We start from the raw sequence: 15,008 nt of genomic DNA on the forward strand, positions 1-15,008 counted from the left end.
CGGGCAGGTTTACTGCGCGTGGTACGTCGGGGAAGCCGGGCGGGCCCGGCTGTTTCCATAACGCAACCTTATGAAGAAGTGTCTGCTTCGCTATCTCGCCCGCTTCGATGTCCAACCGGTGGACGATGGCGGGGGGCTCAGCGCAGGTGGTGCGTGTCGTTGGTGAACGCGACCTGCGCGTTCCCGTCGCGCCATACCTCGATGCCGGTGAGCGAGCCCGGTGCTGCCGCGAGCCTCCACGCCGCATCGATGTCGAGCCCGAGCACCGCCGCGAGCACCGACATGATGGCGATCCGGTGCGTCACGACGACGACCGCTCCCCCGCGCTCCACGGCGCGCTCGAGCGCGTCGGAGATCCGCGCGTCGAGCTGTGCGCGCGTCTCACCGCCGGGGGCGCTGTACGTGGCGTCATGGCGCAGACTCGACAGCCCGGCGGCGTCCCGAGCGTGGATCTCCTTGAAGCTGAGGCCGTCCCACTCGCCGAAGGCCTGCTCGTCCCAATCCTCGTCGACCTGCGCCTGCACGCCCAGCGCCCTCGCGACCGGCGCTCCGGTTTCGATGGCCCGCGCGAGCGACGACGTCACGACGCTCACGGTCTCGGCGCCTGGGACGAGCGCGCCGACGGCCCGCGCCACGCGCTCCGCCTGGTCGCGACCGGCCGCGTTGAGCGCGGGGTCGGCTCCGCCACGGCCGTCGAGCTTTCCGCCCGTCGTGAAGTCGGTGACGCCGTGACGCACGAGAACGATGCGGGTCGGCTTGCCGAGGTCGGGTTTCGACGTCACCGGGGCGACGGTCTCGGCTTCGCGCTCGGTCGTGTCCGGTGCGCTCGTGCCGCCCGGGGCCTCGTCCTTCGTTGCTCCGCCAGGCGCGCCCTCATCGTCGGTCTCACTCGTCGAATCGTCGGGCTGCCACGCGTCGCGACGCACGGTCACCCCGTCCATGCCGTCGTTCGACAGCTTGTCGGCAGCCTTGTTCTTCTCGCGCGGGATCCATTCATAGGTGACGGCCCCGCCGGCACTGGCGATCTCGGACGAGATGGTGCGCGCTTCGGCGGCGAGACGCTTCATGTCTTCGTGCTTGATCTTCCAGCGACCCGACATCTGCTCGACGACGAGCTTGCTGTCCATACGCACCGTCACTGCCGCGGACGGTTCGTGGTCGCGTACGGCCCGAAGCCCCTCGATGAGGCCGGTGTACTCGGCGACGTTGTTCGACTCCTTGCCGAGCGGCGCAGCCCGCTCGGCAAGCACCTCCCGCGTCTCGCCGTCCCGAACCAACGCGCCGTATCCGGCAACACCAGGATTACCGCGCGACCCTCCGTCAGCTTCGACAATGAGGCGTCGTGTCATGGCGAGATCCCTTCGGGGTCAGCGTTGTTCAGCGACGCGAGGCGTCGGTCAGAGACAGGGTCGGGTCGAGGGGGCGCCCCTTTCGACGTGCGTCAGACGTCGGATTCGGCCGTGCGCACGAGAATGCGGCCACACTCGTCACAGTTGACGACCGTGTCGGCCGAGGCCGCCTTGATCCGGGCGAGGTCACTCGCGTTGAGCTCGAGGCCACAGCCCATGCAGCGACGTCCGTGCAGCGCGGCGGCGGCCACACCGCTACGCGCCCGGATGCGGTCGTACTCGGCCAGCAGTTCGGCGTTGATCGTGGGTGCCATGTCGGCGCGCTTGCTCGCGACCTGGGCCCGCTCCGCGTCGAGCACCTTCGAGTCCGCGGCCATCGCGTCCTTGAGTTCCTTGACCTTCACCTCAGCGGCGTCGGCGGCCTTGGTGAAACCGTCGAGGCGCTCACGCAGTTCCTCGGCACGCTCCATGATCTCGAGTTCGGTGTCCTCGAGAACGCTCTGGCGACGGGCCAGGGTGTCGAGCTCGTGCTGGAGAGCCTGAAGGTCCTTCGCCGTGCCCTGACCCGCGTCGAGACGCTTTCGGTTGCGCGCAGCACGCTCACGCACCTGCTCGACGTCTGCCTCGCTGCGGCTGATCTCGCGTTCGACGTCCGACACGGCGGTCTGAGCGAGAACCATCTCCTCCGTCGCGGAGTCAGCGGTGGCCTTCGCCTCGGCGAGCTCCTTGGCCTGCGGCAGGTTGGCCAGACGGTGGTCGATCTGGTCCAGACGCGTGTCGAGCTTCTGCAGGTCGAGCAGCTTCCACTGCTGCTGAAGTTCTGCCTTCACTGCTGTTCTCCTTCGCTTGTCGAGACCAAGAAGTCCCAAGGGTCGGTGCGGCGGCGCGAGACGGCCACCTCGAGGTCGGCGCCTTCGGCGGCAACGGCGTCACGCAGGCGTTCACTCGCGTGCTCGAGCCACAGCCACTCACTGGCCCAGTGCCCGGCGTCGACGAGGAAGAGCGGCTTCTCGGCCGCGTCCTCCTCGCGCGATTCGATGGCGGGGTGGTGACGCAGGTCCGCCGTCACGTAGACATCGGCTCCGGCCGCACGGGCGGCGCCGAACTCACCGTCACCTGCGCCACCGAGCACGGCGACGCGGGCGACTTCGGCGTCCGGGTCACCCGAAACCCGCAGGCCCACAGGAGCGGGCGGCAGTTTTGACGCGAGGCGTTCGCAGAAGGCACGCAGCGTCATCGGTGACTCCAGGTCGCCGACCCGGCCGAGCGGCTGGCCCTCGGTCTCGACGAGCGGCTCCACGCCTCTCAGGCCGCACGCGACGGCGAGCGCGTCGTTGACGCCGGGCGTCGCCACGTCGGCGTTCGTGTGCGCGGCGTACAGCGCGACATCGCCGACGACGAGAGCCGTCACAGCGCGGCCCTTGCCGCTCGTCGTGGCAACGGACTTCACGCCGCGCATGAGCAGAGGATGGTGCGTGACGAGCAGGTCGTACCCGCCGTTCACGGCCTCGTCGATGACTTCGAGGGCAGGGTCGACAGCGAAGAGCACTCGCTCGATCGGCTGCGCCGGGTCGCCCGTGACCAGGCCGACGGCATCCCACGACTGAGCGGTCGACGGCGGATAGAACCCGTCGAGAATTCGCGTGACCTGCGCCAGCGTCGTGGTGGAGTTGTTCATGTGGGCCCCGCCGGGATCGAACCGACGACCGACGCGGTGTAAACGCGTTGCTCTACCAGCTGAGCTAGAGGCCCCGAGCCCGGTTGGTTGCTGCGGGCACGAAGGGCAAGCCTACCCGTCGCGTGCCGCCCCACCGTCGGGCCTGCTCGTCAGAGCGCTTCGAGCGCGCCCGTGAAGTCACGCGCCTCACCGGGGCCGTTGACGAGCGACCAGCGCACCGTCATGTCGGCATCGACGAGGAACGTTCCACGAATGGCGAATCCGGCGTTCTCGTCGAAGACCCCGTACGCCTTCGCAACCTCGCCGTGCGGCCAGAAGTCCGAGAGCAGCGAGAAGTCGTAACCCTGGTCCTCGGCCCACGCGCGCTGGGTGAACATCGGGTCACAGCTGATGCCGACCACGCGCACGGAGGCGTCGTCGAAGCTCGGCATCGTGTCGCGGATGGTGCACAGCTCACCCGTGCAGATGCCCGAGAAGGCGAAGGGGTAGAACACGATCAGCGTGGGCCGCTCGGTGACGATCTGCGACAGCGTCACGTCCTCACCGAATTGGTTCTTGAGCGTGAAGTCAGGAGCCTTGGAACCCTCGGTCACTGTCGTCATGGTTCGTCCCTTTCGTCGGTGCGCGATCAGCGCTGTTTGGCCGTGCCGCCCTGCACGAGCTTCGTGCCGATCCAGTCCTCGCCGACCTTGAACGTCGAGCTGGCCTTGAGGCCGGCCGTCGTGGCCGCTTCCTGGATGTCGGCGGCGTCGACGTTCTCGGGGCTGCCGACCTTGGGAACGATGAGGAGGACGAAGCCCTTCTCCTCGAGGGTCGCGAGCGAGTCGACGATGTCGTCGGTGAGGTCGCCGTCACCGTCGCGGAACCACAGCAGAACGGAGTCGACGCTGCCGTCGTAGTCCTCGTCCTCGATCTCCGAACCGACGATCTCGGCAATCGCATCTCGCCACGATTCCTCGACGTCGTCGTCCCAGCCGATCTCCATGACGACGTCGTCAGCGGAAAAACCGATCTTGGCCGCCGGATGTGCCCCTGCGGTCTGGTTCACGTGGTGCGTCCTCTTTCTTGCTCCGGGGGCGCATGCGCGCGTACCCCTCGACGATGTTCCCTCGGGCAGTTCGCCCGAAGGTGCCTTCAGGTTAGTCCACAAGGTCGCGACGCACATTGCAAGGTGGTGAGCCGTTTCCGGAGTTGTCGCACGCCCAACTCGCAAGGGATTTCGTACCGATCAGTAGCCCTCCCCGGTTTCCCACGACGCGCCTTTCGGGGGCAGGATGGGGGCAGTGGCGCGTGCCAGGTAGCGCCGACGAAGAAACTGAAAGGACGCACCGTGTCCCTTGATGAAGCCGGCCCGATTCTCAATGGCATCCCGAGCCAGTTGCCGGACGTCGATCCGGAGGAGACCCAGGAATGGCTCGACTCTCTCGACGGTGTCATCGACGAGCAGGGCCGTAACCGCGCCCGCTACGTCATGCTCAAGCTCCTCGAGCGTGCCCGCGGCCAGCAGATCGGCGTGCCGTCGCTGACCGCGACGGACTACATCAACACGATCGGCCCCGAGTCCGAGCCGTGGTTCCCCGGCGACGAGGACATGGAGCGCAAGTACCGCGCCTGGATCCGCTGGAACGCTGCGGTCATGGTGCACCGCGCGCAGCGCCCCGACATCGGCGTCGGCGGCCACATCTCCACGTACGCCTCGGCCGCGACGCTCTACGAAGTCGGCTTCAACCACTTCTTCCGCGGCAAGGACCACCCGGGCGGCGGCGACCAGATCTTCATCCAGGGCCACGCCTCCCCGGGCATCTACTCGCGCGCGTACCTCGAGGGTCGCCTGAGCGAGGAGCAGCTCGACGGCTTCCGTCAGGAGAAGAGCCACCTCATCGACGGTGAGCCCGCCGGTCTGCCCAGCTACCCACACCCGCGCAACATGCCGGAGTTCTGGGAGTTCCCGACGGTGTCCATGGGCATCGGCCCGATGAACGCCATCTACCAGGCCATGGTCAACAAGTACCTGCACAACCGTGGCCTCAAGGACACGTCCGAGCAGCACGTGTGGGCCTTCCTCGGTGACGGCGAGATGGACGAGGTCGAGAGCCGCGGCGCCCTGCAGTGGGCAGCCAACGAGGAGCTCGACAACCTCACGTTCGTCGTCAACTGCAACCTGCAGCGCCTCGACGGTCCGGTGCGCGGTAACGGCAAGATCGTCCAGGAGCTCGAGGCGTTCTTCCGCGGCGCGGGCTGGAACGTCATCAAGGTGCTGTGGGGCCGCGGGTGGGACCCGCTACTGGCCCAGGACCGCGATGGCGCGCTCGTCAACATCATGAACAAGACGCGTGACGGCGACTACCAGACCATTCGCGCCAACGACGGCGCGTTCGTGCGTGAGCACTTCTTCGGTCAGGACCCGCGCACGCGCAAGATGGTCGAGAGCTGGTCGGACGACGACCTGTGGTGGAAGCTCAAGCGCGGTGGCCACGACTACCGCAAGGTGTACGCCGCCTACAAGGCCGCCACGGAGCACACCGGCCAGCCCACCGTCATCCTCGCGCACACCATCAAGGGCTACTCGCTCGGCACGCACTTCGCGGGCCGTAACGCGACGCACCAGATGAAGAAGATGACGCTCGAGGACCTCAAGATGTTCCGCGACTCGCTGCACATCCCGATCAGCGACGAGGAGCTCGAGAAGGACCCGTACCGTCCGCCGTACTACCACCCGGGTGAGGACGACCCGGCGATCCAGTACCTCATGGAACGCCGCGCCAAGCTCGGTGGCGGACTGCCGTCGCGTAAGGGCCGCTCCGGTGAGCTGACGCTGCCGGGCGACGAGGCCTACAAGATCGCGAAGAAGGGCTCGGGCAAGCAGGAAGTGGCCACGACGATGGCCTTCGTGCGCATCCTCAAGGAACTCATGCGCGACAAGGAGTTCGGCAAGCACATCGTGCCGATCATCCCCGACGAGGCGCGCACGTTCGGCATGGACGCGTTCTTCCCGACGGCGAAGATCTACAACCCGCACGGTCAGCACTACCGCTCCGTCGACGCCGAGCTCATGCTCGCGTACAAGGAGTCGCCGCAGGGTCAGCTGCTGCACCTGGGCATCAACGAGGCCGGTTCGGTGGCGGCGTTCACCGCCGTCGGCTCGGCGTACGAGACGAACGACGTGCCGATGGTGCCCGTCTACGTCTTCTACTCGATGTTCGGTTTCCAGCGCACGGGTGACTCGATCTGGGCGGCTGCCGACCAGATGGCTCGCGGCTTTCTCATCGGAGCCACCGCCGGTCGCACGACGCTGACGGGTGAGGGTCTGCAGCACGCGGACGGTCACGGCCTGCTTCTCGCGGCGTCCAACCCGGCGATTCGCGCCTACGACCCGGCTTACGGGTACGAGATCGCGCACATCGTCCAGGACGGCCTCAACAAGATGTACGGCCCGAACGCCGAGAACGTCATCTACTACCTCACGGTCTACAACGAGCCGCTCGTGCAGCCGGCCGAGCCGGAGAACGTGGACGCCGAGGGCATCCTGCGTGGCATCTACAAGCTCAAGGACGGCTCGTTCGACGGTGTCGGCGAAAGCGCTCCGCGCACGCAGCTGCTCGCTTCGGGCGTCGGTGTGCCGTGGGCTCTCGAGGCCCAGGAGCTGCTCAAGGACGACTGGGGCGTCGTCGCCGACGTGTGGTCGGTGACGTCGTGGAACGAGCTGCGTCGTGACGGTCTCGAGGCCGACGAGCACAACTTCCTCCACCCGGATGAGGAGCGTCGCGTCCCGTACGTCACGCAGAAGCTGCAGGACGCCCCCGGGCCGGTCATCGCGACGTCCGACTCGATGCGTCAGGTGCACGACCAGATCCGTCAGTACGTGCCGGGCGAGTACCACTCCCTCGGCGCCGACGGGTTCGGTTTCTCCGACACCCGCGCTGCGGCTCGTCGCTTCTTCCACATCGACGGTCCGTCCATGGCCGTGCGCGCACTGCAGTCGCTGGCCGACCGCGGTGAGGTCGACAAGGACGTGCCGAAGCAGGCCGCCGAGAAGTACCAGCTGCTGGACGTGCGTGCCGGAACCTCCGGCAACGCCGGCGGCGAGTCGTAGACCGACACCGCCAGAGCGATAGCGAGGGACCGGTCACCGCTGAACTGCGGTGACCGGCCCCTTCGTGCACCGAGGCGGACGCGCGTCAACGCCGGCTGAGGTACCTCTCGCGTGCGAGAACGGCGATGTCCGGCATGTCCGAGAAGATCCCGTCGATGCCGGTGGCGTACAGCTTCTCGAGATAGTCGACGACCTGACCGAAATCGCCGGGGTTGCTTCCATTGCGCAGGTCCGCGGGCAGGAAGTCGTTCTCGGCCCGCACCGTCCACGGGCACACCTGGAGGCCGACCGCGTGGGCATCGCGAACGAGAGACGTCGGAGCACCGAGGGTGTTGTCCGCGTTCCAGGCGATGACCTGCTTGACCGACGGCCCCAGACCGTCGAGCAGGTGTGCCCACTCCCGCAGCCCGGCCGGTGACGTCAGGTGGGCGTAGGAGCGCTTCTTCGGGTCGGCGAAGGGGCCGCCCTTCGCGTCGGTGAGGAAGACGAGTGGTGCCTTCACCTTGAAGCGAGTGCGCAGGTCGAGCAGGTTCTGCAGTTCGAACGACTGGATGAAGATCGGGGCACCGGGCCGGTCGAGCCCGTAGGTGCGGATGAGCGGGACGAGCTTCTCCTCGAGTGGCTTGCCCTGCGCGCGAAAGTACGTGGAGTGCTTCGTCTCGGGGTAGACGCCGATCGTGCGCCCGAGCTCGCGCTCCAGTTCGCGGCGCAGCTTGAGCACCTCCTCGAACGTCGGCACCTGCCACAGCCCGTCGTAGATCGTGTTGCGCTGACGCAGCTCGGGCAATCTCTCCACCGCGCGCAGCGTCCGAAGCTCGGCGAGCGTGAAGTCCTCCGTGAACCATCCGGTGACCGGTTTGCCGTCGAGCGACTTCGTCGTCTTGCGCGAGGCGAACTCGGGGCGCTTCGCGACATCCGTCGTGCCCGAGATCTCCGGCTCGTGACGTACGACGAGCACGCCGTCCTTCGTGATGACGAGGTCCGGTTCGATGATGTCGGCACCCATGCGTGCCGCCAGACGGTAGGCCTCGAGTGTGTGCTCGGGGCGGTAGCCGCTCGCTCCGCGGTGTCCGACAACGTAGGGCTTGCGGTAACGCGCACCGTGTCCATGACGTCGATGACCGGAGGTCGTGGAGGCCTGTGCGGCATCGCCCAGAGCGAACGTCGCCGCCGAGGCGGTGGTGAGTGACAGGAGGGATCGTCGCTTCATGAAGGCCATGAGACCGCCCCGGTGTGATCACGGCGCGTCGGGGAAGTGAACAGGGAACGAACCGGGGAACCCGGCCTCGGCGGCCGTGACGGTACGGTGTGGCGCATGGTTGCGCACTCCCCCGTCTCCGACGCATCGATGACGGCGATCCACCGGGCGAGTTCGGCCATGGCCACCCACGCGAGCGCCCGCGTCGAGAGCCGTCACGCATGGTTCTCCGACCTCGCGGCCGACGATCGCAGCTGGATCGGCGTCATCGCGCAGGACGGCATCCGCTCCTTCCTCGGCTGGCTACGAGACCCCTCCGTCGACGACTCGCACGCCATCGACATCTTCGCCAACGCCCCGCGCGAGCTGGCGCGGCGCATCACCCTGGAACAGACCCTCGACCTGCTGCGCACCGTCATCGAGGTGGTCGAGGAGGAAGCGCCGCAGCATGCGCGGGCCGAGGAGCGCGCCACGGTGCGCGAGGCCGTTCTGAGATACGCGCGCGAAGTGGCGTTCGGGGCCGCGCACGTCTATGCCCGAGCCGCGGAGTCACGCGGCGCGTGGGATGCCCGACTCGAATCCCTCGTCGTCGACGCCGTCGTCCGCGGTGAGCCGGACGAATCCCTCGGCTCGCGTGTCAACGCTCTCGGGTGGGCCGAGGTGCGCGGCGTGACGGTGGTCGTCGGCTCCAGCCCCGCGGGCGGGGAGTCGAGCGTCGTCGACCCGCTGCGGCGCGCCGCTCGTCATGCCGGCCTCGAGGTGCTCGTCTCGGTCGAAGGGCGACGCATGATCGCGATCATCGGGCCGGTGACGGATCCGATCGAAGCCGCGACGACCCTCGCAGATCATTTCGGACCGGGCCCCGTCGTCTGTGGCCCCAAGGTGCCCCACCTCTACGCTGCCGGGCGCTCCGCCCGCGACGCCATCCGCGGTTACGAGGCGGCGCCGGCGGCACCACAGCTGCCTCGCCCGACCCGAAGCGACGACCTGCTCGCGGCCAGGGCCGTTGCGGGAGACGACAAGGCGCGCCGCGCGTTGGCCTCCATCGCGACCGGCACGCTCGACGTGGGTTCGCCACTGGGCGACACGGCCCGCACGTACCTGCGCACGGGTTCGCTCGAAGGCACCGCGCGCGAGCTGTTCGTCCACGCCAACACTGTGCGATACCGGCTCGGACGCATCCTCGACGCCACCGACCTCGACCTCACGGACACCCATGACGCGTTCGCTCTGCGGCTCGCGATCATGTTCGCCGACCTCGAGGCCGGGCGCCGCGCACGACGCCCCCGCGGGGACGTCGGCTTGTAGGAACCCTACAAATCACACTGGCGAAGTTCGTCGCCCGCCCGGTCGCAGTGCAGGGGCCAGGCCGGGCAGAGTGGAACCGTGCTTGCGATCGTGTGCCCTGGACAGGGCTCCCAGACCCCCGGTTTCCTTCGCCCGTGGCTTGAGCTGCCGGATTTCCGCTCCCGCATGACCTGGCTGTCGGCCTGCGCGGGTATGGACCTCGTGCACTACGGCACCGACGCCGACGCGCCCACCATCAAAGACACGGCCGTCGCGCAGCCCCTCATCGTCGCGAGCGGGCTCGTCTCGCTTCTCGCGCTGTTCGAGCACCCCGTCGAGGGCTTCCGTTCGGTCAGCGCCGGTGCGGGCCACAGCGTCGGTGAGATCACCGCAGCTGCCGCCGCGGGCGTCCTCACGGCCGAGCAGGCCATGGTGTTCGTGCGTGAGCGCGGCGCCGGAATGGCCGACGCGGCCGCCGTCACCCCCACCGGCATGAGCGCCGTCATGGGCGGCGAGCAGAGCGAGGTCGTCGCCCACCTCCAGGCCAAGGGCCTCACCCCCGCCAACATGAACGGCGCCGGCCAGATCGTCGCCGCGGGCACGCTCGAGCAGCTCGAGGACCTCAAGGCCGACCCGCCGGCCAAGGCCCGCGTCGTGCCGCTGCCGGTCGCCGGAGCGTTCCACACCGAGCACATGGCGCCCGCGCTGGACCGCCTCTCTGCCTTTGCCGGCGCCATCTCGACGCACGACCCGCGCATCCCGCTCGTGTCGAACAAGGACGGACTCGTCGTCCACGACGGCACGAAGGTGCTCAAGCGTCTCGTCACCCAGGTGAGCAACCCGGTTCGCTGGGATCTCACGATGGAGACGTTCAAGGCCATGGGCGTCACGGGTCTCATCGAGATTCCCCCGGCGGGCACGCTCGTCGGCCTGGCCAAGCGGGCGATGCCCGGCGTCGAGACGCTCGCCGTCAAGACCCCGGACGACCTCGACGATGCGCACCGCATGGTGCGGGAGCACGGCGTGCTCGAGGACGACATCGAACCGGCTTGGCGTCTCGTCATCGCGCCGGCCAAGGGCACGATCACCCGCGCGCCGCTGGCCGAGGGCGACACGATCCGCCCCGGCGAGACGATCGGCCAGGTCGTCACCGCACGTGACGCCTACAACGCCGTGGCGCCGCACGGCGGGCGCATCATCGAGTGGCTCGTCGAGGACGAGGACCCGGTGTCGCCCGGCCAGCCGCTCGTCCGCCTGCACCCGGCAGGTGCGTGATGGCGACGATCACGCAGCGCACCGGAGCCGAGTTCACCCGCGTGCTCGGCGTGGGCGCCTACCGCCCGGAACGCCTCGTGACGAACGACGAGATCGTCGGTCCGATCGATTCCTCCGACGAGTGGATCCAGGAGCGATCGGGCATCAAGACCCGCCGTTTTGCGCGTCCCGACGAGACGATGCTCGACATGGCCGAGGCCGCCGCCCGTGAGGCGATCGCGAACTCCGGCATCGACCCGTCACTCATCGACGGTGTCCTCGTCGGTTCGGTCACCCACCACCTGTTCACCCCCGCAGCTGCACCGATGCTCGCCGACCGCCTCGGGCTCGACAAGCCGGCAGCCATCGACATCGCCGCGGCGTGCGCCGGCTACTGCTTCGGCATCGGCCTGGCCTCGGACATGATCCGCTCCGGCGATGCGAGCCACGTGCTCGTCATCGGCGCGGAGAAACTGACGGACGTTCTCGACCTCACCGATCGCGGTTCGGCTTTCATCTTCGGTGACGGCGCCGGAACGGCCGTCGTCGGCCCGAGCGACCACGTCGGCATCGGCCCGACGATCTGGGGCAGCGACGGCTCCGGCTGGGAGTCGATTCGTCAGGTAGGCGAAGGCCACCAGGCCGACCCCAGGATCACGATGGCCGGCCAGTCCGTCTTCCGCTGGGCCGTGTGGAGCATGGCTCCGGTTGCACTGCAGGCCGTGGAGGCCGCAGGGCTGACACCGGACGACATCGACGTGTTCATCCCCCACCAGGCCAACACGCGCATCATCGACGCGATGGTCAAGCAGATGAAGCTGCCCGAGCACGTCAAGGTCGCCCGCGACATCGTCGACATGGCCAACACCTCCGCGGCGTCGGTGCCGCTGGCCGCCGAGCGGATGATCCGTGAGGGCCAGGCCAAGAGCGGCGACATCGCGCTGCAGATCGGCTTCGGTGCCGGCCTCGCGTACGCCGCGCAGGTCATCGAGATTCCGTAACCCACCAGTTCCCGCGCCTCGGCGGGTAACCCGAGGTGAGTCAGATACCGACCTCGATCGAATGCCGATCGAGCAACCACAAGGAGAGACACCATGGCTGCTTCCGAGCAGGAGATCCTCGCCGGCCTCGCCGAGATCGTCAACGAGGAGACGGGCATCGACGCCTCGTCGGTCCAGTCGGACAAGTCCTTCACCGACGACCTCGACATCGACTCGCTGTCGATGATGACGATCGTCGTCAACGCCGAGGAGAAGTTCGGCGTGCGCATCCCGGACGAAGAGGTCAAGAACCTCGTCACCGTCGGCGACGCCGTCAACTACATCAAGAACGCCCAGGCCTGAACCTTCACCAGGCCGGACGACGGTGGCTCACCCGCTCGGTGAGCCACCGCGTCCCACCCGCTTCCGTCACACCCCGCACCGAGGAGTTCGCCTCATGAGCGAGAACCGCCGAGTCGTCATCACCGGCCTTGGAGCCACCACTCCGCTGGGCGCCACCGCGCCCGCCACCTGGGAAGCTCTGCTGGCCGGCAAGAGCGGCGCCCGCACCCTTGAGGAGAGCTGGGTCAGCGAGTACGAGCTGCCCGTCACCTTCGCCGCCACGCTCGCCGAGAGCCCTGCCTCGACGCTGGCGAAGGTCGAGCTCAAGCGCATGGACCCGTTCACGCAGTACGCCATGGTGGCGGCCCGTGAGGCGTGGGCCGACGCCGGCTCCCCCGAGGTCGAGCCGGAGCGCCTCGCCTCCGCCATCGGTACGGGTATCGGCGGCGTGCAGTCGCTGCTCGACCAGTACGACGTGCTCAAGGAGAAGGGCGCGCGTCGCATCTACCCCCTCACTGTGCCGATGCTCATGCCGAACGCTGCCTCCGGCAACGTGTCGATGGAGTTCGGCGCCAAGGCGGGCGCTCACACGTCGGTTTCCGCGTGTTCCTCGGGTGCGGAGTCGATGGGCTTCGCGGCCCAGATGATCGCCTCCGGTCGAGCCGACATGGCCATCGCCGGCGGTAGCGAAGCACCGATGCACCCGCTGCCGATCGCCGGTTTCGCTGCTGCGCGCGCCATGTCGACGCGCAACGACTCCCCCGAATCGGCTTCGCGTCCGTGGGCTCCCGACCGTGACGGCTTCGTGCTCGGCGAGGGCGCGGCTGTCGTCGTGCTCGAGGAGTACGAGCACGCCAAGGCCCGTGGCGCCACGATCTACGCCGAGTTCGCGGGGCTGGGAATGTCCGCTGACTCCTACCACATCACCGCCGGCGACCCGGAGGGTGCAGGTGCCGCTCGCGCCATGACCGAGGCCATCACGAGCGCCGGGCTGACGCCCGCCGACATCGTGCACATCAACGCTCACGCCACCTCGACGCCGGTCGGCGACGTCGCGGAAGCCACCGCGATCCGACGCGCGTTCGGTGACGCTGCCGGTGGCATCGCGGTCACCGGCACGAAGTCGATGACGGGCCACCTCCTCGGTGCCGCAGGTGCACTCGAGACGCTCATCGCGGCGCTCACCGTCCACCACCGCCGCGTGCCGGCCACGATCAACGTCGACGAGGTGGACGAGCCGTTCGCCGACCTCGACCTCGTGCGCGGCGAGGCGCGCAAGCTGCCCGACGGCGACGTCGCCGTTCTCAACAACTCATTCGGCTTCGGCGGCCACAACGTCGCCGTAACCCTCAGGAGTGCTTCATGAACGCCCTCACCGCTGCGCCGGAGGCGCCTGCCGCCGACCCGCGCGACCCGAACCTGCGTCTGGAGAACTTCCTCGACGACGGCACGGTGGAGATCATCAACGAGGTCGAGAAGTCGGGCTTCGTCTCGGCGCGTGGCCGCGCGAACGGCGCACCCGTCGTCGTGTTCTGCTCCGACGCTCGCGTCCAGGGCGGTGCCATGGGCGTCGAGGGCTGCAAGGCCATCGTCGAGGCGTACGACATCGCTCTCGCCGAAGGCACGCCGATCATCGGCCTGTGGCACTCGGGTGGCGCCCGCCTCGCGGAGGGCGTGGTCAGCCTCCACGCCGTGGGTGAGGTGTTCGCCATCATGACGCGCGCCTCGGGCAAGATCCCGCAGATCTCCGTCGTCATCGGCGCGGCCGCGGGTGGCGCGGCGTACGGCCCGGCCCTCACGGACGTCGTCATCATGGCCGAGAAGGGCCGCATCTTCGTCACCGGTCCGGACGTTGTGCGCAGCGTCACCGGAGAGAACGTCGACGCCGCGCGCCTGGGTGGCCCGGAGCCGCACGGGCGTCGTTCGGGTGTGGTCCACGTCGTGACGGAGACCGAGGACGAGGCGTTCGAGCGCGGACGCCTGCTCGCCTCGCTCATGGCCGATCAGCGTGAGTTCGATGTCGCGGGCACCGAGGAACGCGACCTGGGCGAAACGTTCCCCGAGAACGCGAAGCGTGCCTACGACGTGCACCCGCTCGTCGACAACCTCTTCGACGACGCGGCCGAGATCATCGAGCTCCACGCGAAGTGGGCGCCGAACATCGTCACGGCCCTGGGGCGTTTCGGTGGACGCACGGTCGGCGTCATCGCGAACAACCCGATGCGCCTCGGTGGCTGCCTCGACTCCCCCGCCGCCGAGAAGACGGCCCGCTTCGTGCGTATGTGTGACGCGTTCGGCATCCCGCTCGTCGTCCTCGTTGACGTTCCGGGTTACCTGCCGGGCGTCGGCCAGGAGTGGGACGGTGTCGTGCGTCGCGGCGCGAAGCTGCTGCACGCGTTCGGCGAGTCGGTGGTCCCGCGCGTGACGCTCGTGACGCGCAAGACGTACGGCGGCGCATACATCGCGATGAACAGCCGTTCGCTCGGCGCGACGAAGGTGTTCGCGTGGCCGAGCGCGGAGGTGGCCGTCATGGGTCACGTCGCGGCCGTGCGCATCCTGCACCGCCGTCGTCTGGCCGAGGTCGAGATCGACGACCGTGCGCGCGTCGAGGAGGAACTGGCAGCGGAGCACGCAGTGCTCGCCGGCGGCTTGGAGCGCGCGCAGGAGATCGGTGTCGTCGACGAGGTCGTCGAGCCGACGAAGACGCGCGGAGCACTCGTGGCTGCGCTCGCCGAGGCTCCGGCTCGCCGAGGCGAGCACGGCAACATTCCGCTGTGACGTTCGCTCACTGACTGCACGCGAAAGGGCGGTGCCTCCCCCAGAGGAA

Annotated in this window: 13 protein-coding genes and 1 tRNA gene; 7 read left to right on the plus strand and 7 right to left on the minus strand. The window is 68.5% G+C overall.

Annotated elements, in window-relative coordinates:
- Window positions 1-137: 137 nt before the first annotated feature.
- The 6 genes from K9D12_RS09515 to K9D12_RS09540 all read right to left on the minus strand — a co-directional run bounded on the left by K9D12_RS09515 (window position 138) and on the right by K9D12_RS09540 (window position 4,075).
- Complete coding sequence (locus K9D12_RS09515) at window positions 138-1,349, minus strand: bifunctional RNase H/acid phosphatase (RefSeq protein ID WP_223060099.1); 1,212 nt, start codon at window positions 1,347-1,349, stop codon at window positions 138-140.
- A gap of 92 nt (window positions 1,350-1,441) precedes the next feature.
- Window positions 1,442-2,179, minus strand: coding sequence for a C4-type zinc ribbon domain-containing protein (locus K9D12_RS09520; RefSeq protein ID WP_223060100.1), 738 nt, complete (start codon window positions 2,177-2,179; stop codon window positions 1,442-1,444).
- Window positions 2,176-3,027: a Nif3-like dinuclear metal center hexameric protein gene (locus K9D12_RS09525; RefSeq protein WP_223060101.1), complete on the minus strand. Its 852-nt coding sequence runs from the start codon at window positions 3,025-3,027 to the stop codon at window positions 2,176-2,178. The genes K9D12_RS09520 and K9D12_RS09525 overlap by 4 nt, the downstream gene beginning before the upstream one ends.
- Window position 3,028: 1 nt before the next feature.
- A tRNA-Val gene (locus K9D12_RS09530) sits at window positions 3,029-3,101 on the minus strand.
- Between the two features lie 75 nt (window positions 3,102-3,176).
- Window positions 3,177-3,629 (minus strand): peroxiredoxin, encoded by a 453-nt coding sequence (locus K9D12_RS09535; protein ID WP_047312091.1) that lies wholly within the window; start codon window positions 3,627-3,629, stop codon window positions 3,177-3,179.
- Between the two features lie 26 nt (window positions 3,630-3,655).
- Window positions 3,656-4,075: a DUF3052 domain-containing protein gene (locus K9D12_RS09540; RefSeq protein ID WP_082128838.1), complete on the minus strand. Its 420-nt coding sequence runs from the start codon at window positions 4,073-4,075 to the stop codon at window positions 3,656-3,658.
- Between the two features lie 282 nt (window positions 4,076-4,357).
- On the opposite strand from K9D12_RS09540, the gene aceE reads away from it, so the two are divergent.
- Complete coding sequence (gene aceE, locus K9D12_RS09545) at window positions 4,358-7,120, plus strand: pyruvate dehydrogenase (acetyl-transferring), homodimeric type (RefSeq protein WP_223060102.1); 2,763 nt, start codon at window positions 4,358-4,360, stop codon at window positions 7,118-7,120.
- Between the two features lie 85 nt (window positions 7,121-7,205).
- Here aceE and K9D12_RS09550 read toward each other — a convergent pair whose 3' ends face one another.
- The gene (locus K9D12_RS09550) at window positions 7,206-8,330 is read right to left on the minus strand and encodes a glycerophosphodiester phosphodiesterase (protein WP_118912787.1); all 1,125 of its coding nucleotides are present in this window, start codon (window positions 8,328-8,330) and stop codon (window positions 7,206-7,208) included.
- Between the two features lie 105 nt (window positions 8,331-8,435).
- Here K9D12_RS09550 and K9D12_RS09555 point away from each other — a divergent pair, with 105 nt between their 5' ends.
- The 6 genes from K9D12_RS09555 to K9D12_RS09580 all read left to right on the plus strand — a co-directional run bounded on the left by K9D12_RS09555 (window position 8,436) and on the right by K9D12_RS09580 (window position 14,959).
- Window positions 8,436-9,626 (plus strand): CdaR family transcriptional regulator, encoded by a 1,191-nt coding sequence (locus tag K9D12_RS09555; RefSeq protein ID WP_187034730.1) that lies wholly within the window; start codon window positions 8,436-8,438, stop codon window positions 9,624-9,626.
- Between the two features lie 90 nt (window positions 9,627-9,716).
- On the plus strand, window positions 9,717-10,880 hold the full coding sequence (locus tag K9D12_RS09560) for an acyltransferase domain-containing protein (RefSeq protein ID WP_370633490.1): 1,164 nt from the start codon (window positions 9,717-9,719) through the stop codon (window positions 10,878-10,880).
- Window positions 10,880-11,860, plus strand: coding sequence for a beta-ketoacyl-ACP synthase III (locus K9D12_RS09565; protein ID WP_223060104.1), 981 nt, complete (start codon window positions 10,880-10,882; stop codon window positions 11,858-11,860). The genes K9D12_RS09560 and K9D12_RS09565 overlap by 1 nt, the downstream gene beginning before the upstream one ends.
- A gap of 93 nt (window positions 11,861-11,953) precedes the next feature.
- Window positions 11,954-12,202 carry an acyl carrier protein gene (locus tag K9D12_RS09570; protein ID WP_047312086.1) on the plus strand — a complete coding sequence of 83 codons (249 nt, stop codon included), beginning with the start codon at window positions 11,954-11,956 and terminating at the stop codon, window positions 12,200-12,202.
- A gap of 94 nt (window positions 12,203-12,296) precedes the next feature.
- On the plus strand, window positions 12,297-13,547 hold the full coding sequence (fabF, locus tag K9D12_RS09575; protein ID WP_223060105.1) for a beta-ketoacyl-ACP synthase II: 1,251 nt from the start codon (window positions 12,297-12,299) through the stop codon (window positions 13,545-13,547).
- Entirely contained in the window at window positions 13,544-14,959 is a 1,416-nt protein-coding gene (locus K9D12_RS09580) for an acyl-CoA carboxylase subunit beta (protein WP_047312084.1), read from the plus strand. Before fabF ends, K9D12_RS09580 begins: the two co-directional genes overlap by 4 nt.
- Window positions 14,960-15,008: the final 49 nt, after the last annotated feature.

It is taken from the genome of Dermacoccus sp. Tok2021, assembly GCF_019895135.1.
Taxonomy (GTDB): Bacteria; Actinomycetota; Actinomycetes; order Actinomycetales; family Dermatophilaceae; genus Dermacoccus; species Dermacoccus abyssi.